General features: G+C 40.9%; 9 protein-coding genes. 3 read left to right on the top strand and 6 right to left on the bottom strand.

Annotated features, from left to right (window positions below; genetic code table 11):
* Positions 1–13 precede the first annotated feature (13 nt).
* From mprF to RSJ42_RS05235, 5 genes are all read right to left on the bottom strand, one after another.
* On the bottom strand, positions 14–2596 hold the full coding sequence (mprF, locus tag RSJ42_RS05255) for a bifunctional lysylphosphatidylglycerol flippase/synthetase MprF (RefSeq protein WP_410509622.1): 2583 nt from the start codon (positions 2594–2596) through the stop codon (positions 14–16).
* Positions 2597–3070: 474 nt separating this feature from the next.
* Positions 3071–5152: a lectin like domain-containing protein gene (locus tag RSJ42_RS05250; RefSeq protein ID WP_410509621.1), complete on the bottom strand. Its 2082-nt coding sequence runs from the start codon at positions 5150–5152 to the stop codon at positions 3071–3073.
* 421 nt (positions 5153–5573) lie between these two features.
* Positions 5574–7043 carry an MATE family efflux transporter gene (locus RSJ42_RS05245; RefSeq protein WP_410509620.1) on the bottom strand — a complete coding sequence of 490 codons (1470 nt, stop codon included), beginning with the start codon at positions 7041–7043 and terminating at the stop codon, positions 5574–5576.
* Positions 7044–8547: 1504 nt separating this feature from the next.
* Positions 8548–11178, bottom strand: a complete 2631-nt coding sequence (locus tag RSJ42_RS05240; protein WP_410509619.1) for a response regulator — start codon at positions 11176–11178, stop codon at positions 8548–8550.
* A gap of 50 nt (positions 11179–11228) precedes the next feature.
* On the bottom strand, positions 11229–11591 hold the full coding sequence (locus RSJ42_RS05235) for a response regulator (protein ID WP_410509618.1): 363 nt from the start codon (positions 11589–11591) through the stop codon (positions 11229–11231).
* A gap of 586 nt (positions 11592–12177) precedes the next feature.
* Here RSJ42_RS05235 and RSJ42_RS05230 point away from each other — a divergent pair.
* Together RSJ42_RS05230 and RSJ42_RS05225 are read left to right on the top strand one after the other, a co-directional pair.
* Positions 12178–14781, top strand: coding sequence for a DUF3656 domain-containing U32 family peptidase (locus RSJ42_RS05230; RefSeq protein ID WP_410509617.1), 2604 nt, complete (start codon positions 12178–12180; stop codon positions 14779–14781).
* Positions 14782–15012: 231 nt separating this feature from the next.
* The gene (locus tag RSJ42_RS05225; protein ID WP_410509616.1) at positions 15013–15855 is read left to right on the top strand and encodes a hypothetical protein; all 843 of its coding nucleotides are present in this window, start codon (positions 15013–15015) and stop codon (positions 15853–15855) included.
* Between the two features lie 1179 nt (positions 15856–17034).
* Here RSJ42_RS05225 and ppcA read toward each other — a convergent pair.
* The gene (ppcA, locus tag RSJ42_RS05220) at positions 17035–18615 is read right to left on the bottom strand and encodes a phosphoenolpyruvate carboxylase (RefSeq protein ID WP_410509615.1); all 1581 of its coding nucleotides are present in this window, start codon (positions 18613–18615) and stop codon (positions 17035–17037) included.
* An 824-nt stretch (positions 18616–19439) separates the two neighbouring features.
* On the opposite strand from ppcA, the gene hcp reads away from it, so the two are divergent.
* Positions 19440–21062 carry a hydroxylamine reductase gene (gene hcp / locus RSJ42_RS05215; protein ID WP_410509614.1) on the top strand — a complete coding sequence of 541 codons (1623 nt, stop codon included), beginning with the start codon at positions 19440–19442 and terminating at the stop codon, positions 21060–21062.
* Positions 21063–21210: the final 148 nt, after the last annotated feature.

Genomic DNA, 21210 nt, shown 5'->3' with positions numbered 1-21210 from the left:
TTCTTAAACATTATTAAAAGAGATCTTTAAAGGGGTCTTTTACCCCTGAAATAAGGGTTGCAATATCTTTCAGTGCAAGGCTTTTCTTAAATCCTGTGGGGAGAGCAATATATTTAGGGCTCCAGACAGGGTTGAATTTTTCCTTAAAGTCCCTCAGGCCTTTGTAGTTATAAATATAGTCTCCGTTGGCGAAAATCAGAGACCCTACTTTATGCCATAGAGGGGCAAACTGCCTTTTCTCGAGGCCTGAAAGGGGAGCCATTCCAAGGGAGAATCGCTTGTATCCGTTTTCTTTTCCCCAGAGCATCAGTTTTATAAAAAGGTATTCCATTGTCCTGTCAGGGGCAGTTGAACCGTAGCGCATAAGATCGACACTGAGTTCTTCATTATTTCCTCCTGCCCATATGTTTGCAAAAGCAACGATTTCTTCATCGTTTCTTACAAGGGCAAGAGGGAAATTGCTCAGGTATTTTTCGTCAAAAAAACCCACTGAGAATTTCATTTCTTTTCCGGTTTTTATTTCCAGCCAGGCATCCGAAACTTCTTTGAGCTCGGGCATAAGGGCTGCTACCTCTTCTGAGGGTACAATTTCAAACCTGTAACCCTTTTTTTCCACGTTTCGCACCGTATAGCGGAAATCTTTGCCTGCGCTGCCTTCAAGGGTAAAAGATTCCAGGGGCACTTTGGCTTCCTCCCCGATTTTGACCAGCGTCAGGCCGAGGTCAAGATAAACTGGAATATATTTTTCGCTTATTTCGTAAAAAACAGCCCTTCCCTGGTGCAGTTTGCTCATTTCATAGAAGTCCCAGATAAGTTCTTTTATCTGGTCTCTTTCTCCTGCAGGGTCTCCCATTGCAATCCAGCTTTTACCCGAGATCCCGTACATTAAAAATGCTTTCCTGTTGTCATCGAAAAGCAGGTATTTGTCGCCTGTAAAAGCAAGGTTTCCCCAGGTTTCCTGGCCTTCTTTTACTATCGATTTTGCAAACTCGATCTCATCGTTCCCGGGGAGGTGGATATCTTTTGAAAAGGGGCTCAGCATCTTCGTAATTCCAAGGACAAGCAGGAAGAAGAAAACTCCTACTACGGCTCTCAAAAAGCTTGAAGCCTGGGAATTAATCCCGAACTGCCACCAGAGCTCGTTTGAGTACTCTACGTTCCGGTATGAAAAAAACCCGAGCCAGACAAAACTTACAAGCACCAGAATTATTGCGATTATGTTTTCCCTGCTAAAGGACTGGTGCAGAAGCGAGGATTTCCTGTAAAAATGCTTCCTTGAAGGAAGCAGAAGGATAAACATAGTAAAAAGAGCTGCAGCTTCATGATAGTCAAAGTCTTTAAGGAGGGCAAAGATCCCTCCCAGTAAAAGGACTGCCAGGGAAAGTACATAAGCTCCGTCAATTCTTTTCCAGATCCCGTTTGCCAGAAGCAGGAGCAGTACGCCTATTATGCTTCCAAACAATCTGGAAGCCTCAATGATCGGAAGAGGCACAAAGTAAGCGATTTCTCGCAGGTATCTGGGATCTGAAGGAAGGGCTCCGGAAAAGAGAAGGGAAATACCTCCGAAAAAGATCAGGATAGAAAAGACCTGGGGCATTATTTCTGAAAGGCTCGAATAGGTTACTTTTCCTACTTTTTTAAGGAATTCCTTTCTCTCTTCAAACTCGTGGTATATAAGTGTCAGGAAACCCAGCAGGAACGGGACAAAATAGTAGATAAGCCTGAAGATTACAAGAGCCCCTATAATGTCCACAGTGCCAAAGTAAGGCTCCAGCATGAACAGCATGGTTGTCTCGAAAACCCCAAGCCCTCCAGGGACTGTGCTGATCAGCCCTATTAACTGCGCCAGCGCAAAAAATACAAGTACATGCAGCAGGGTAAGCTGCGGATTTTGAGGCAGGAGGAGATATATGATAGTCCCGGGAAGAAGATAATCTCCAGAGGATAGAATGAGCTGCATAAAAGCAATTTTTGGCTCGGGTACCCTGACTTTATACCCCTTTATCTCCAGTTCCTGTTTCCTGAATGAAAAATAGAAATAAGCAGCGAGAAGCAGCAGTAATATAATTCCCATAATGTTTAAAGGGATCGGGATATCAGGTATGCATTCTGACAACCTCAGGGGATAAAATGTGAAGAGCAGGCCGGCAGTAAAGCAAAATCCGACCCAGAAGGTAGAGATGCAAAAAATTATTATTTCCCCTATCTGAGAAAGACTTAATCCGTACCCAGAATATAGCCTGTATCGAAGAGAACCTCCTGTCAGAAAATTAAAACCTACACTGTAACTTATGGATGTGCTGATGAAAGAGGTTTTAGCAATCTGTTTATAAGGCAGGACCTGGTTGATGTGATGAGCTGCAAGATAGTCATATCCGGTTAAGGCAGTGTAGCTTAAAAATGTTAGGGAGATAGCCGTCCCTATATGGCTTACAGGAACTCCGGCGATGCTTTTCAAAATGTAAATCAGGTGCAAATGGTTCAGCTGCTTATCCAGTGTCCATAAAGCCAGAATAAATATGATTACTGGTAAGAGATAACTGACAAGCCTCTTTACTTTAAAGGCTTTTTCCTGCGTACTGCCGTTTTCTGTCATCAGGATCGAAATCTTTTTTGTGTAATACGTTCGGATTAGTGCATCCTTATTGGTGCATATTAGTACTGAGGATTTATTGAGAAATTTGTTGAGAGAATTTAGTTGAGTTAAAATCAGGATCCATATCAAAATTTATGATAAGATTCCTACTCTTTTAAAGTAAATATATTTTTTGTCAGTTTTTCTATCGGCGATTAAGTATTAAATCTATAATCCCAATTTTAAATCTGTAATCCCAATCTTGCTTCTATTCCAATCCTGCTTCTGTCACTCTTTGTTGTATTCCTAAGCTTTTCCTTTTCCCCGGTTTTACTTTTTTTTCTGCTCTTCTGAAAGGAAACTGCCTGAATTCAAACAGAACTTCAGGCACAGATTTCAGTCACATTTCTGGAAAAATGTATTTTGAGGGGGCCCCCACTCCCCTTTTAAATGTTCAGTCATTTTATTTCTTTTGATCTATCATTTATTTTTAATCTAGCATTCTTTTTCGGTGACTGTAATGTATTCACACCTGGTTTCCCTGTCCGTTCCATTCACATTACTTACCTTTAGGCTGACAGTATATTTACCGGCTTTTTTGTATGTGTGGACAACAGTAGCATCTGTTGAGCACGTGCAGTCGCCAAAGTTCCATACTCTTTCCGCTGCATTTTCCGAGGTGTCTGTGAACTGCACGGAAAGGGGTGCATAACCTCTGGTTACATTGCATGTAAAGTTCGCAACAGGAAGCACTGGCTGCTCCAGGACGGTAATTGCTGCAAGCATCGAATCCGTGCCGTTTTCATTGACTGCGGTCAGGTTAACAGTATAGATACCTGGAAACAGGTAAGCATAAACCGGATTTGCTTCTGTGGAGTCTATAATTCCATCGTTTTCAAAATCCCAGTTTCTTTCTGTTGAATTCTCTGACAGGTCGATAAACTGTACGGAAAGGGGGACATAACCCTCAGTAACATTGCTGCAGAAGTTTGCGGCAGGCAATAAAACAGAATTTGTAAAAGCTTTGACGCATACATTTGAATTTTCGAAAGACTCATTCACATCTGTCCAGTTCACCCCATCCTTACTTATGAAGCTCTCTCCCGGATTTGATTTTGCTTTGCTGCTCCAGTCCTCTCTAGGCTTTTCGAGCGCTACCGGGTAGTTATACGCAATGTTCGTGAGTCTCACAACTACCGAGAAGTTCTGGTCAGCAGTGAGCCTGACCCCTGAATCAAGAGGTATTGTGTGGTAGCCTGCTGTTAAGAGTGAGCCTGTTCTTGAAGTAACGGGACCTGTCAGGTTTACAGGACCGGGATCCGGATTGGTATAAATATAAATCTCATAGTAACAGCCTGAATCTGTGGTATAGAAACTCACAGCTTTGAGTGTCTCCTCGGATTTTGCAGTAAAAACGTTTGCGCACCATGCAGTTTGTTTACGGTATCCCATACTGGAAACCCATCCAAATGGATCGTACTGGTAGATGTATTCATAATTATCCGGATTTTCAGCAGTGAAGACAGAACCTCCATTGCCAGCTTTTGAATCATAATAGGAGATATAAAAATACCCACAGTCTCCCCAGTCCGAGCCCCAGCTGTTTTTCGCAATAAATGCTCCATCCCCTGGAGGAATCTCTGAAAAATTATTCCTGTTAAAAAAGTCGTCCCATCCAATAATTGCTACAGCATGATTGGGCGCTTCGGACGTCCCATTACAGTAATAACTATAGTTTGAGGGAGAATAATACGTGCTGTTATTATAATAGTACATTGTGGTATATACAGCTCCGTAATTCTTTACTGCCCATTTTATTTCTTCATTGTCCAGGGAATTTTCCCTGTTAGGAATAAAAAGGATATCCTGTACATGTTTCTTCACGGGCAGACTTTCCGGGGAAAATTCTGAAGAAGTTGAATAAAGATCATCACTTTCCAGAACTGGCCCGTTCCAGCGGGCAAGGTATGCTGTCGCCAGGATCCTGTTTCCCCCGTCATTCGGATCGCGGTCAAACCCTTCCGAATATGAGGAGGAAAGCAGGTTTTTCATATTATTTTCTGAAAAGTCCCACTCTTCTCCGGGTTTTAAGAAGGATTCCATAGATGCGTAGCTTGCAAATGCCCAGCAGGTTCCTGCTTTTCCCTGGTCTTTTACAGCGGTTACTTTGTTAAAATTTCTCAGGTTATAATAAGTATCCTGGCCTTTTATTGCAGCTATCCTGTCAGGAGTCTTCAGGTCAGAATAATATCGAGCTGATGATGCTGTCGGGATAGGAATGCTGCGGATGTAAGAAAGGTCAAGGGGGGAAGGTAAAAGCCCTGCCTGGTGTCCGTCAAGTGAAGGGGTCGGTCCGGAATAAACAACTTTTTTCTGATAAACATCTTTTTTCAGATACTCGTTAAATTCAGAGCTTTCCGGTGCAAGTTGAGGACCAGAATCTTCCTCTGCCATAACAGAATCTTCCTTTGCCGTTACTGTCGATGAGCAAAATATAATGAGTAGAACCAGAAGTCCAGTAAAAACAATAACTCTTTTTTTCATATTCTTGCAGTATTCATTGACATTCTCTTTCATGTGTGCCTCCTCTTACTTTTCCAAATATTTTGCAAGAAATTGAATGAAATTACAAGAGTTTACCCTGATGCACGTGTACTTATCCAGCTTTAAAATCCAAAAAATACTGGCACTTTTATGCCTGATATTTAAGAAAAAAGCCAAGACTCTAATTCTGGAAAAAATTACATATAAAAAAATCTCTAACATATATATTATTTTTTAATTTCTTTACTATTTTAATAGTGTAATTTATAAACTATATGCAATATTTTACCATGGTCTTTAAAAATTAGTTGCAGACATGATTGCGGTTCTGGAGTTGATGCTGTCCGGGTCCGATTGCCTGCCTGATTCTAAAAAATAAAAAAAATAAATTTTCACTAAAAAGAGAGAAAAGAGCCTGGAGTGAAGAATTTGCAGGGATTACCGAGAAGGTAATTTAAGAGGTGTCCCTGTCTGTATGCCTGAACGTAATAAAACCTGTACCTTCTTCACTCCCTGCTTTTGTACCACTTTTGGAACCCGACGCCGCATGATTTGTATCTGATGGTTGCCTGACCTCTGCTTTTTTGCTGCTCCTGAGGAATTTGAACTCCTTTGAAAGCATTAACATTACTATTGCTGTCATCAGATATTCCGTAGTCGGTGATGCAGCCCAGACGCCGTTCAGTCCAAAGAACTGAGGCAGAATGAACAGCAGGGGAAACAGGAAGATAAAGATCTTTCCGAGATGGATGAATAGCGCTGCTCTGACTCTATTGATTGATTGATAATAAACGGCAGTAAGCAGTACCGTTCCTTCTACGAGAAGAGAGAACATGAAAATATTCATTCCCTGCAATGTGACATTGAGCAGTTCGGAATCGCTCTGGCTAAATATTTGAATAAGGCTCTCAGGGAAGAGATATATAAGCGCAAATCCCAGAACTCCTACAAGGGTGCATGAAAGTATTGTCAGTTCCAGAGTCTTTAAAACCCTTCTTTTATTGCCTGCTCCGTAGTTAAATCCTATTATCGGCTGCACTCCAAGGGCTATCCCTTCAAAGAGCATATAGAATATCGAAAATATGTATCCTATTACTCCATATGCCGAGACTGCGAGTTCAGAGCCGTATTTGAGCAGCATATAGTTCTGTGCAAAGAGCACAAGGGCAAACGATATCTGCATAACGAATGACGGAGTTCCGGTTTTAAGGATCCTTGTTGTTGTTGCGGCTTTGACGCTCATGGACCTGAGCCGGAGCTTCAGTTTTGCCTCCCTGCTGAAAAGGTGGTATGTAAGCAGTGCTGCGGGCAGGACAAAGGAAAGGATTGTTGCGGTGGCTGCGCCTCTCATACCCATTTCCATGTGCATGACAAAAAGGTAGTCGAGCACGACGTTTGCAAGCACCCCTGCAACCATTATTTTCATGCAAAGCTTCGGCTTTCCGTTATTCCTTACCAGCGGGTCGAGAGCAACCGCAAGAATCATGAAGACCGATCCTGCAAAGATTATGTGAAGGTACTCCCGTGCCAGAGAGAGAGCAGGGCCGTCTGTCCCAAGCAGGCTGATAGAAGTTTTGCAGAAAATCAGCCCGCCTGCAGTGAAAATAATTCCCGCGAGCAGACATAACGGAAATGCGGTGTTCATTATTTCCAGGGCTTCTTTATTCTGCCTTTCCCCGAGTTTCAGGGCTATAAGGCTGGAAGAGCCTATTCCTATAATTATGCCTGCTCCGATTATAGCCAGATAAGGAGGATAGGCAAGGGTAATACCTGCAAGCCCATGGCTTCCAATTGCATTTCCTATAAAGAAGCCGTCGATAATCCCCTGGATTCCAGCAATGAGTACTCCTATTACTGCCGGGAGAGTAAATTTCCAGAATAGGTGTAAAATGTTCCCGGACTTCATTTCTTCATCGCTGATCATATAACGACCTCCTTGGGCTGCAGAAACGTTATTTTCAAAGCATGCAGCTCTTTCTTCAGTCCTTTCCGGCAGGAAAAGCCCGGGCTTTTCTTGCTGCGGACCTGTTTAAAGCTTGATAGTTGAGGTTATATTTCTTGAGTTTCTGTTCTTTTAAAAAATTGAGACAACGTCGATCAACTTTTTTAAACGGTTGATATTTTGACATTTTCCTTTCCGGATGAAGCTCTGGAAAATATGGCACAAAGAGGCGTGATGTTTTTGCAGAATTCTATTCCTGCCTGCGACTGCACATCGGTAACCGCATATATTTCAGCTGTTCTTTCTACCCGATATTTGGCCAAATTCCATAAGTCTAAAACATTTCTATTTTAGAATATTTATATTTTTAGAATTTTTATATTTACGATGTTTATATTTTAGGATTTTTATATTTAGAATGTTTTTATTTTAGTATTTGTATTTTAGCAAGCTTCATCATTATTTCTCCGGTAGAGCCTGATTCAATCGAGATAGGGAATCCCTTATAGAGCTTTTGAATAAAAATTCCATAGGGAAATCTGGAATGAGATTTTCAGATTAAAAAACTCTAAGTAGATATTCAGGAACTATAGATAGTGCAAATTAACTTTGTTTTACATCATTAGACTTAATAGTTAATTTTTATATGTATCCTGAATATATTTAACCATTAATTACAATTTATATTATATTTATAGATTTACGTTTTGTTTTGTTTTATTAAGTTTCGTTCACGAGATTAAAGCGCACAACTTAGCCTATATTACAAAGAATTTGCAATAAATATGAGGAATTTTCTGCAAGCTGACATTTAAGCTGATTTTCAGAAAGTGAACGGAATGACTTCAGCCGAGAAATGTTTCAGGCGAGGAATGCATCAGGCAAGGATTGTTTCAGGAAAGGGATAAAAGAGTTAGCGCCTGTCTCTTAATCTCAATATCCTGCCCGATATTACCAAATCTGTATTTTTCGATTTTCATATCTTGATGCTTTATCTTTTATGGAACCTTCTTAAAAACTATTTTTAAACCCGAACTAAATGCATTCGATAAAAGTAGACTTCAATTCTCATAAAAATATATAAATTTTCTCTTATAATTATATGCTATTTGCTTGATGTTCAAAAAAATCTGTGAAATTTAAAACACAAAAGGTCATAAACTGTCATTTCTTAAAGCTATAAAAACAGAATGCAAAAGCTACAAGAAGGTAGCAGTAAAAAATTTAAAGAAAACCGGAACCTGCCATAATATTAGAAAATGAACAATATGTTTCAGGATAACGTAAACGAACAATGTGTTTCAGGATTATACTTATCCAGAATGAAAAGAACGAAAAAACTGTGCTCTTCGAACTTTTAATCTGGATTCCAGTATAAGCAATATTAATTTATCTGCTTAATTATATGCCTTATATATCTGCTTAATTATATGCCTTATATATCTGCTTAATTTATCTACTTATTTTAGCTGCTTAATTTATCTGCTTAATTTATCTGCTTATTTTTAGATTTCTGGTCCCTGACGATGTTCAGGGTATTCAAAAGTGTTTCACGACATATGTTTCCTTTCTTCATGACATATGAGACATTTTTCTTGAGAAGCTCTTTCTCCTCAAAGCTTAACTCTTTTGCAGTACACACAATAACTGGAATATCTACGGTTTCAGGGTTTTCTTTAAGAGTCTTGATAACTTCGAAACCTGTGAACTGCGGCATCATAAGGTCAAGAATTATCATGTCAGGTTGTTCTTCTGTAATCCTATCGACTGCTTCTTTGCCCCCGTATGCACAGATCGGTTCATAACCTTCACTTTCGAGAATGGAACTGAAGAGTTCTACTACGGTCGGCTCATCGTCCACGATTAAAACCCTGGGGGTAGATTTTAGATCTATTTTCCCTTTTACTTTTTGCAGGCTGGAAAGGAGACGTTCCTTTTCCACAGGTTTTATCAGATGATCGGATGCACCCCACAAAATGCTGCAGTTCTTTTCATCATTCATTGAAATGATCAGGATAGGAATATCGGATGTTGCAGTATCATGTTTCAGGTCTTTAAGGACATCCCACCCGCTAATTCCCGGAAGCATTACATCAAGGGTGATTACTGACGGTTTCAGTTCTCGGGCAAGCAAAAGAGCCTCTTTCCCGCTGGAAACCGCAGTAACCCTATATCCTGCCTCTAAGAGTGTGATAGTAAGGAGTTCCCTTGCCATATCGTCGTCTTCGACAACCATTACAAGTTCACTTTCCCAGGAGACTCCTGAGGGTTCTATAATTTTCGGAGTTAATGCCCTGCTGTGCGTTTCCTGCTTTAGATTTCCTTCCGCTACTGCCTTTTCAGCCGCTGGAGATACGATTTTTTCGGAAACATCTGTATGATTTGAGATAATCCCGGGAGTTTTCCCGTATTTCAAAGGCAATTCAAATGAAAAAGTCGAACCTTTTCCGACTTCGCTTTCGACCCATACTTTACCTCCGTGAAGGTTTACGAATTTCTTCACGAGAGCCAGTCCGAGCCCTGTTCCTTCATACTGGCGGTTGATATTTGCATCTACCTGTTTAAAAGGCTGGAAGAGAAGCTTCTGGTTTTCCTTTGAAATCCCTATTCCGTTATCCGAGACGCTGATGCGGACGGTATCTTCCAATTTTACTGCCGAAACTGCTATCGATCCTTTATTTGGGGTGAATTTTATGGAGTTGCTTACAAGATTGTAAATAATCTGCTTAAAACGCACCCTGTCCGCAAAGACTAAAATCTCGGGGTCCACGTTATATTCCATCAAGATGTCCTTTTTCTGGGCAAGAGCAGTGGTCACATCTCTGGTATCATTAAATACCTCGTAGACAGAGAACATCTCCGGTTCCAGTTCCATTTTGCCTGCCTCGATTTTGGAAAGGTCGAGGATATTGTTTATAAGAGTCAGGAGGTGCTTTCCACTATTAGCTATGTTATTCAGGAACTTTTTGTTCTGCTCACTGAATTCTCCGCTCATCCCGCCCAGCATTACATCCGAAAATCCAATAATCGCAGTAAGAGGAGTCCGCAATTCATGACTCATATTTGTCAGGAATTCGCTCTTTGCACGGTTCGCACTCTCAGCAGCTAATTTTGCCTGGATCAATTCTTCTTCAGACCTTTTGCGTTCAGAGAGATCAACAAAGCTTTCTATAAGGTAGTCTTTTTCTCCTATTTTTACGGGAACCACACTTTTCAGGATAGGTAAAGATTCTCCTCTCCCATTGATAAGCGCCCTTTCCGATGTATCAATAGACTGTTTTAAATCAGTTATCGGGCATTTTCCTTTCTCTGCAGGGCATATGAATTTATGACAGGCCTTTCCGATAAGTTCATTCCTTGAAAGCTCCATAGCCTGCTCTGCGGCAGAATTCATATCCACAATTTCGTGGCTGGAGGCATCTACCAGCAGGATTCCGCAAAGGGCATTGTCAATTATTTTTTTAAGCCTTTCCCGGCTTTCGCGTTCCAGTTTTTCAGCCTTTTTACGTGAGGTTATGTCCCTGACAACGCACTGGATTTCTCTATCTTCAAGGCTTAAAAAGGAAGAGCTGACCTCCACATCAATAATTTCTCCATCATGCTTCTGGAATTTCATTTCAAAAGTTGCAGCCCCGTTCTCAAGAGTAGCTTTCAGAGCATTTCTGGCTGCGGGCAAATTATTCTCAGGTATCAACGACTCAATTGAGATATTACCAATTTCGCCTTCCCCTAATCCAAAGGCTTCACGGCCTTTTTTATTAAGGTCGAGGACCTTTTCCCCATTAAAAATTATAATTGCGTCATTCGAATGCTCAAAAAGGGCTCTATACCTCTTATCTTTCTCTCTGAGGCTTTCTTCTGCTTTTTCCTGAAGTACCAGAGCATTCTCAAGTTCCATCCAGCGCCTCAGAGAGAAAATTCCAAGGGCAAAGGTAAGATAGACTGAGAGAGTAAGCAACCCTCCAAGTTCTCTGGGATTGTATTCTTCCACAAATTGAATAACGGATTCAAAAAGGCCAAAATAGGATGCAAAAAATGTGAATAAGAGGCCAACAGCCAAAATAATCAATAACTCATTTGATTTTTTCCCAAATGTATCCTCGAAAAAATCCGGCATTATATAATCCCCATAAAATAAAATAATGTTTCCTACTATTGTTTTTCATTTCATGCAATGAATTCGTCTATGACCGATTTGAATCTCGGGATATCAATCGGTTTGGAAATGTAAGCACTGCACCCGGCTTTTAAAAATTTTTCTTCATCGCCACGCATGGCATGAGCTGTAAGAGCGATAACAGGGATCTCACTTGTGGCAGGATCTTCTTTTAGTATTTTCAATACTTCAGTTCCATCGATACCGGGCAACTGTATATCTAATAATATTAAGTTGAGTATCTTTTTTTTACTAAGTTCCAGGGCTATAGCTCCATCTGAAGCTTCCACTGCTTCATACCCAAATGAGACTAATAAAGTTTTGACTAGTTCCATAATTAAAGGATTGTCTTCAACGACAAGTATATTTTTCATAGGCTTTGGCCCCTAGATTAGTCTATCCTTCTAATTTTCGTAGCTTTATGCAAATGTCCGTTTAATTTAAATAAAGATTTTATTTAAATAAATAAGTTTGTTCATCATATTAATATTTTTAAGAATGTGCTGCTCACTTATTTTGATAAGTTTAATATTTCTGCCAATAAATATATTAATATAAACATATATAGCATCCTTTAAACTACTTCATAATAACCACATACTTAAGAGTCAGGTGAAAAAAAGGTCCTGTAAGCCTGTGTCATTCCGATTCACTCAGCTAATGAATTATTGTCAGTGGTTGTCAGTGCTTCCTTTTACCATCTAATTTTTATGCGAAAAGGACATTTACGCTTTAACCTTAAGGCAAAGAATATGTCTTTAAATCCAGAGGAGCGGGGCAATTCACAATAATTCGGGCTTACAATGGCTCCGATATGAATTGCTTAAGCCTTTTTTACAGTTTCAACTATTCCGTTACCAAGTTCTTTACCGTTATAAACTCAGGTCACCTGAAGACTACCTGAATACCTGAAGATTACCTGAATACCTGAAGATTACCTGAATAATACTGCTGATCGTTATGCCTGCTAAAATATCTGCTAACAATTTTATCTGCAATCCCCCGGAAATTCTTTCTCCGGCAGGGGACCATGAAGCTCTGCTTGGTGCAATAAAAGGAGGGGCTGATGCTGTATACCTTGGAGTGGGCGAGTTCAATGCCAGGCAAGGAGCTGAAAATTTCACAGTTGAGGGCCTGGAAGCTGCTATTGATTTTTCTCATTCACACGGAGTCCTTGTTTATCTTGCCCTGAATATCCCTGTAAAACAAAAAGAGCTGCAGCAAGCTCTTGAAATAGTGGACCGGGCATACGCAGCCGGAATAGATGCAATTATTCTGCAGGACCTCGGACTCCTCAGGCTTCTAAATGAAATTTATCCCGACCTGAGCCTTCATGCAAGCACGCAGATGACCATCCACAGCAAAGAGGGAGTGGATTTTGTATCTGAGCTGGGAGCAAAAAGAGTCATAGTCTCCAGGGAACTTACTACCGATGAAGTGAAGGATATTGTAGAAAATTCCAGGGCGGATATTGAAGTCTTTGTTCACGGAGCCCTTTGTTATTCTTATTCAGGAAAATGCCTCTTCAGCAGTTTCCTCCACGACAGGAGCGCAAACCGGGGAGCCTGTGCCCAGCCCTGCAGGCGCAGATATCGATTTCTGGTAAACGGCAGGGAAATTGACGAAAGGCATATCGGAGGCAGCTATCCAATAAGCTGTGCTGAACTCTCCACCCTCACAGGGCTTGAAGATGTAATAAAAACCGGAGTTATAAGCCTTAAAATAGAAGGGAGGATGAAGAAACCCGAGTATGTGACTGCAAGTGCTGCTGCTTACAAAGCCGCAGTTGAAAACATATGCAGCCCCGGAGAAAACCCGACAAAAGAGGAGCTTGAAGCAAAAGAAGCCGAGCTCGCAAAACTCTTTTACAGGGGTTTTACGCGGGGCTTCATCCTCGGGGAAAAAGGGGTATCCCATCCCAAGTACAGCTCTAACTACGGTGCATTCCTCGGAAAAGTCCTGGACATCTCCCGCTCAAAAGGAAATACTAAGCTTACAGTCCGGCTCGAAGAGAATATCAATATAAAAGACGGCATAAGCATCTTTACAAGGGAAAGAATGCTCGGTTCTGCTGTAACCGGTATAGTGACGATTTCAGGCGAACATGTGAAGAACGCAAAAAAAGGTGAAAAAGTCGGGCTTGAGATCAGTTCAAAAACAGGCAGGGCAGTCCAGAGAGGAGATGAACTTTACCTTACAACAGACACGCAGCTCCTTGATACCCTTCAGAAAACAAAACTGAAAACTATCCCTGTAAGCCTTAAAGCAAAAGCAAGGAGAGGGGAACGGTTTACGGTTGAGATAAGAAAAGAAAAAGAAAGGGAAAAAGAAAAAAGAGAAGCAAGCGGAAAAGGCAGCAAACCAGAAGATCCTGTTTATGCGGAATTTGCAGATGATTATGTCGTCCAGAAAGCCGAGAAAGCCCCAACAACTGAAGAGCAGATAAGAAAAGCAATGGAGAGCCTTGGAGATACTCCTTTTGAAGCCGCCTCCGTTGAAATCGAAGCTGATGAGAATATCTTCATTCCGGTCGGCGTACTGAAGAACACGAGGCGGAAAGCTGCTGAGCTCCTTCTTGAAAAGACCCTCAAAGCAAATAAAAAAGATCAAAAGCACCCTGACCTGGAAGGTTTCAATCACCTGTGCTCTTTAGAAGGAGATGCCGAAAGCAAAGATGAAGCGAGTGTGAAAAGGGCAGGCGCAGGACTGAAAGGAGCGGCTTCTAAGAAACTCCTCCTGAGCGTTGAAATGCAGAATATTCCTTCTCTCTTACAGGCAGCCTCAGCCGGAGCTGATATTGCTTATATCCCGATTTCTTTGTTTGAAGTACTGATGTCTCCAAACAGTGCTGACAGACTTGAAGATTTAAAAGCAGAAAAAACCGAGCTGGTTTTCAGGGTTCCCAGAATTACACACGATTGGGAACTGGAGGAATTAAAACCCCTGCTTGAGAAAATAAGGGATGCAGGCTTTACAGTTGCATGTTCAAGCCTGGACGCATCACAGCTTGCAAAAAAGCTTTCCGTACCTTTTGTTGCCCAGAAAGACCTCAATATTTTCAACGCATTTACTGCCACCACCTTCTACCAGGCTGGAGCGTACAGGACAACCCTTTCAAGCGAATTGAACCTGAGCGAAATAAAGAATATCTGTGAAACCCTCCAGACCTGCGGGAATTCAGGTCAGGCCGAGATCCTGGTTTACGGCAGGGAACTTATGCTTATCACGGAAAATGACCTTTTAAAACCTCTTGTTGACCGGAAAATTGTGAGAAAAGAAAGCGAAGTGCTTCTTGTTGACCAGAGCGGCTCAGAGTTCCCTGTCCAGCGCCATGGCACCCGCACCCTTATTTACAACTCAAAAGTGCTTGACATGCTGAAGTATGTCAAGAATATGAAAGGATACAGCGTGGACGTGCTTAGACTCGACCTTTCTCTCAACACTCCTGCCGAGGTAAAAGAGATCACAGAAGCGTATAAACAGGCGATTGCAGGAAAAGAAGTGAAACTGAAGCCTGCAAGAGGCGTTGAATATACGACAGGGCATTATTTTAAAGGAGTTTGAGCGCCCGAGTCGCGCCTCGGGAGGACGGTGTCCCTTTCACTCGCTTCGTTCGTTCAATAGGACTACATTTTGGTTTTAAATATCGCTTCGCTCGTTCAAGAACAGGGAAAGAAGATAAATCTCTGATAGTAAAAACTGTAATCAGCCTTTCAAGACTTCGAACCCCTTAAAAGAGACATGTAATGGTAAGTGCAGGTCTGCTTTTTCACTAAGAAGAAACGTAAATTGAATATGAAGCTCCTGCCGGAGAATACAGAAAATATAATCCATAATGAAAATTTTGCTGTATCTAAAATATTATTAATAGCTAAGAACCATCCATACATTATGACATTTATGACATTTTTGTATTCATTAATTTCATTTATTCTAGGTTGGAAAGCAAATAATAAAATAGCTGATAGAAAATTATTACGAGATATTTATAGTAGTCTTCACAAAGAAATTATCGGCATGAAAACAAATATTTCGGACTATAAATATTGTTTCGAGAGGATACATGAAAATGTAAGACTCGCTCTACAAAATGAAGGGCAATATAAATTAATTTCAGCTGACCTGCGAAATGATATAGATAGTTATTACCAACAATGTGATGAATATAATAAAAATCTCAAAAATGTAAAAAAGGAGATAAAGGAAATATACATACACGAAGTTCAAAAAATGCGAACAGAAGAGGATCATAAAAAGTTCTTAGGAAATAACAGATCTTATTCATGTTTTAGTGCACCAAAATTGCTATTGGAAGGAATGTATGAAAGTGGAACTATCCAATCCGAAAATCAAGCATATTCATTTATAGATAATTATGATAAATGGGATGGAGTAATAACAAGTGAGGATTTAATAAGACGTTCAATGTCCCTTGATGACTTTATCAACCAATTAATTATTACAGTGGATCAAAATAAGAATGTGACTGATTTTAGGGAACTACAAACTAAATTAAAAGATCCAGAAGTTTTACTGAATAAACTCGAAAAAATGATTAGAAACCCAAATCCATTTATTGAGCTTATCACAGACTTAGCTCCACGAGCCAGTAATAAACGTAAAATTAAAAATCACTAGATTTTGAAACTGGATTTGGTAACAGAGTCACGAGGATTATTCATTCATATTTATAATTTTAGCTTGCTTGGATTGATTAATAAGTAAACTTGCTTCAAATCTCGGGCATTTTTGAAACGTATCTGTCATGCATTGGGTAGTCATTTCTTCTAAATCTAAAATATATTCTTCTGGGTCGGCTGAACATTTATAACATTTATCCCCAGTGTATGTTTTGATGTTTTGTTTACTGTACATGCTTCGTCTACTCGTGCTACAGGGACAGATTTGAGATAATTACATTGTATATTGGATACTCTTATTTGTTTTTTAAAAGGAAATCTTCCTTCTATATTATGATGTCGTTTTTCACTTAATCACATATTAGTGATTTCACCTGTATATCACGGTAGGACTCTTTCATTTTTCTAGATCTCCTCATACTATGCTTTTGTTCACATAGTTATACTACATAGCATAGGAATATGCAAAATCTGACAGATAACCCAAGGTAAACGAAAAACTCCACAGAAGAACGAGATAGGCAGCCCACAAAACGATAACAAGCGAACCATTTTAACTTATATTATTTTTTTCCTTGACTTCCTTAAGTTGTAAGCAGCAGTAAGGACTTTTTCAGACTTTTATTCAGGCGTTTCTTTTTATTGCAGGCTCGGACTAATTTATGGATTAGTGTAGTAACTAAATTCAAGAGGACTAAAAGAGGATTAAATTATAAATATCTCCTACCAGTGCAACATCACTCACTATACCAAACCCTTCTTGTCACGCTCGACGAAGGAGAGCGGCCCTCTCGAAAAGCTAAAAAAGAGGATGGAAGAAAAGAAAGCTAAAGATAAAACGCAGATGATATTCTTCGAATTATATGCCCAAAAAATGAAAGTACTTGAGAGCACTTTTATGCCAAATCTAGAGTAATAAAACGACATATAAAAATATCAAACCATCAGAACTGCTTGAAAAGAATCATTAAAAGTGGCAAAAATTAGAAAAACTCACATGAAAAAGGATTTAATCATACTTGAAACTCTCTCCACATTGTTTCTCTTTACTTCCGAATTTCTTTCTTCAACTTCTTTCTGCTTTTTAAATAAGGCCGCCAGGCAAGCTGGCGGGGGCCTTCTGTAATATTTGATTCAAAACCTCGGTTTAAGAGGGTTAAGAAAAGCATTATTCTTCTCAACCCAGCGCCTTTCTTATCTTTCCCATTTTGGTAAGTGTCGAGCATACGAGCTGCGAAACTTCTTCATCCATACAGTTTCCTGCCTTTCCTGCCTGCAGGAGGTCGGGCTGCATCATTTCTAACAGGATGCGGTATGATGGTTCTGGCTGGACTTTGAGGCTGAATATGTCTCGCAAAACCTCAACATCTTTACGGACTTCTTTCATGCAGGCTTCTGAAAGGAAGCGGGAGGCTACGTTAAGGTCCAGGTAGCCGGATGCGAAACTCAGGTCGCTGCCAAGGGAAGGGAAATATTTCTTAAGCAGCCTTTCGCAGGCTTCGTCGCCGAGTTTTTCTCTAGCTTCTGCAAGAGCAGTGCCTGTGCCAATAAATTCGGGAGGAAGACCTATAGAGTAAAGTGCGCCTGTGAATTTTATAGCTCTGGGGAGGTTAAGGTCTTGCACAGGCATGCTGGTTTTCAGTTCTTTTCCGATATCGCTTCGGCAGAGGCTTAGCATGCCTGAAATATCAGGAGCATTCCTTGAATAGCCGCCGCTTCCTTTGTGCATCAGGCGGTCCCGCTGCTGAGGGAGGAGACCTGCAAGCTGGTTTATAGTTGAGGACAATTCACGGATAATACGGCTGTATTTTGACCCGAAAATTCCTATCAGGTTTACAATCTCTTCTTTTTCTTCACCGGAAAAAACATCCGGAGATTCCGGAAGTCTTTCTTCTGCAAGGCGGACCAGGGCTTCAGCTTCTCCTTTTCCGTGGCTGTACCTGACTGCGGATTGAAGGGTGATCGTGCTTATGCCTTCGTATTCTCGGAAAAAGTTTTCAGCATTTCTCAGGTTAAGGTTTCCCCTGAAAGGCAGGGTCCCTGCTCCGAATATGATTCCCGTATCTGTATCAAGCTCTGAGTTCAGTTCCGAGATCCCGCTTATGGCGTATTTGCATGAGAGTGTGCTTGCAACATGCCCGAAAGAAAGGGCGGAATCGGATTTGCCCAGGAATATCCTGAATTTTTCAGGTGCAGCCCCGAAACGTTCTTTCCAGGAAAGGATCGTGTTTTCTGTAAGTTCTTTTGCGTGCAGCAGGGCAGGAGCGTCCTCTATGAGGGGAATTATACGAGGGACCTCCATTGCAACCCCGAACTCTTTTTTTGCAAGCTCGCCCACGTCTGCCATATGCTGCTGGGCATCAAGGATTTCCTTTACCGTCCCTGTCATGGGGTGAACGAATTCGTTAATTGCCTGCACATCCGAGTATTCGAGAGCTCCATAGTTTGCCTCAGCAATGGACATCATAACCATAAGCTGCCTGAAACGGTTTTCCTGGACTGCGCTCGGAGCCCTCGGGGTTATGAAAATATCTTTTCCGGGTATCAGGTCTGTTTCTTCTATGAATTTTGATACTATCTGGACATTCTGATGGTAAGGGGTTGCCTTTCCTTCATAGTCCGGCATATATTCGTCACAGCCAAATACCACAGCAGCTTCAACGGCTTCACCGGGCTCTTCCTGCGTGGAAATATACTTTGATGCAGAATCCGGGTGCTGCGTACACATTACTTTCGGATAGGTTGCTTTTCTGCTCATGAAACTGTACCCTCACTGCTTACAGGGACCATTTTTAGACTATTTCTTACAACTTTTGGACTTTTTCTTACCATTCTTAGACTTTCTCTTATTTGCGGCTCTTCCTATCGGCTGCCAGATTAATTATTTTATCATTTGCTGGACTTATTGTTAACCTTAAAATAATCTTAAAATAACAGCGGTAAAGAACGTTTACTTAGTAATAAACGTTTTCGTTGACAATACGTTGACATTATGATCGGCTTGAATCTGCCTTTAAAATGTTTACTAGGGGTGCTCGAAAGTTCTTAAGGCAAAAAGGCTGTGCAAAATAGATCATGTAAAGGCAGAAAACCAGGTATTAAAAAACGAAACTCAATAGAAAAAACAGCTACGACTGGCAGCCAGGTCAAAAGACATGAAGGCTGCTTTCAAAAAAAGCAGAAATAGGATTTTAAATTCATTATAAGAAGAAATAAATCCAGAAAACAAATTTTCAGTACTTTTAAGGCTAGAAAATTATTTTTCTTCAGGTTCTTCATTTCGAAATCTTAAAGCCTTTATAAACTCTATTCGATTTCATCGACTCTATTCTTGCTTTTTATACTTCATTTTTGATATTTTTTATTTAGTATCATCCTTGATACCGATACCCACTTCGAAACTGTTTACTATATATGATTTGTTATCACATAGTAATTAGTATCATAATTATATTGGTATTAAAAAGATACTACACTGAGAACATAAAACTTAAGGCGATAAAGATACATGAAACTTCAGAAAACATTGAAATAAAGTGAAAGCTGATAATCAACTTGGGTATAGTTTTGAGGTGAAATGATATGTTTTGTAATCAATGCCAGGAAGCGCTTAATGTAAAAGGCTGTACAAAGAATGGGGTATGCGGCAAAAAAGGGGAAGTTGCGGATCTGCAGGACAGGCTGATCTACGTCCTTAAAAGCATCTCTTTCTACAATATGAAGGCAAGGGAATCCGGCCTTAATGAAGAGGCAACAGACAGATTTGTTCTTGACGCTTTCTTTGCCACTCTTACAAACACAAACTTTGACAGGCAGGCGATTGAGTCCTATATAAAGAGAGGATTTGAGATCCGGGATTCCATTAAGGCAAAACTGCCTGCAGGAACATTACCTCCAGAAGAAGCCCTGCCTGCTATAGCAAAGGTCACCCCCGAAAACATAGAAGAAATGGATGTTGCTGTTCATTCCACACAAAACGAAGATATCCGGTCCCTCAGGGAGATGCTGACATTTGGAATGAAAGGTATGGCTGCATATGCACACCATGCTTATATCCTCGGGTATAAAGACGAAGAGATTTTCAAGTTCATAGAAAAAGGGCTGGTTTCTACAACAGACGACAGCCTTGGTGCGGAAGACCTTACAGGTCTTGTTCTGGAATGCGGGCAAAAAGGGGTATCTGTCCTTGCTCTTCTTGATAAAGCAAACACCGAAACTTACGGAAATCCGGAGCCGACAGCAGTCAACATAGGAGTGAGAAGTAACCCGGGAATCCTTATCAGTGGACATGACCTGAAGGATCTCGAACAGCTCCTTGAGCAGACAAAAGGAACAGGAATTGATGTCTACACTCACGGAGAAATGCTGCCAGCAAACTCGTATCCAGCCTTCAAAAAGTACGACAACTTTGCAGGCAACTACGGGAATGCCTGGTGGAGGCAGAACGAGGAGTTCGAAAAGTTTAACGGCCCTATCCTGATGACCACGAACTGCATAATCCCACAAAGAGATTCGTACAAAAACAGGATCTACACTACAGGGGTTGTGGGTTTTGAAGGGCTTCCTCATATCTATGAAAAAGAGGACGGTACTAAAGATTTCTCTCCGCTTATTGAACAGGCTAAAACGAGCAAGCCTCCTGAGCAGCTGGAAAGCGGGACAATTATCGGAGGCTTTGCTCACGAATCAGCCCTCTCGGTTGCGGACAAAATCATAGATGCCGTAAAAACCGGGAAAATCAGCAGGTTCATGGTCATGGCGGGCTGTGACGGCAGGCACAAGGAAAGAGCCTATTATACCGAGTTTGCAAAAGCCCTTCCGAAAGACACCGTAATTTTGACTGCCGGCTGTGCAAAATACCGCTACAACAAACTCGATCTCGGCGACATAGGAGGAATCCCGAGAGTTATCGATGCCGGGCAGTGTAATGACTGTTACTCGCTTGTAGCAATAGCCCAGAAGCTTGCAGAAGCCTTTGGCCTTAAGGACATAAACGATCTTCCTGTCTCTTACAATATCGCATGGTATGAACAGAAGGCGGTGCTTGTCCTGCTTGCCCTTTTGAGCCTGGGCGTAAAGAATATTACCCTAGGTCCCACTCTCCCGGCTTTCGTCTCTCCGAATGTCCTCAAGGTTCTGGTCGATAACTTCAATATCAGGCCCAACACAACCGTAGAAGCAGATATGAAAGTCCTGCTGGCTTAAACGGATAGAAAAATAATTCTTGGAGCTAGAGATCGAAAAATGGGATCTGTAACGCATTACAGCCTCCATTATCCAGAAAAGTAAGATGCCTTTTAAAGTCTACATCTTACTTATTTCCTTTATATATAAAGTGCCATTGATTCCGAAA

It is taken from the genome of Methanosarcina hadiensis (genome assembly GCF_046529725.1).
In the GTDB taxonomy this organism is placed as follows: Archaea; Halobacteriota; Methanosarcinia; order Methanosarcinales; family Methanosarcinaceae; genus Methanosarcina; species Methanosarcina hadiensis.
Note: the sequence above shows the minus strand (reverse complement) of the source record. Positions and strands in the feature narration are given on the sequence as shown.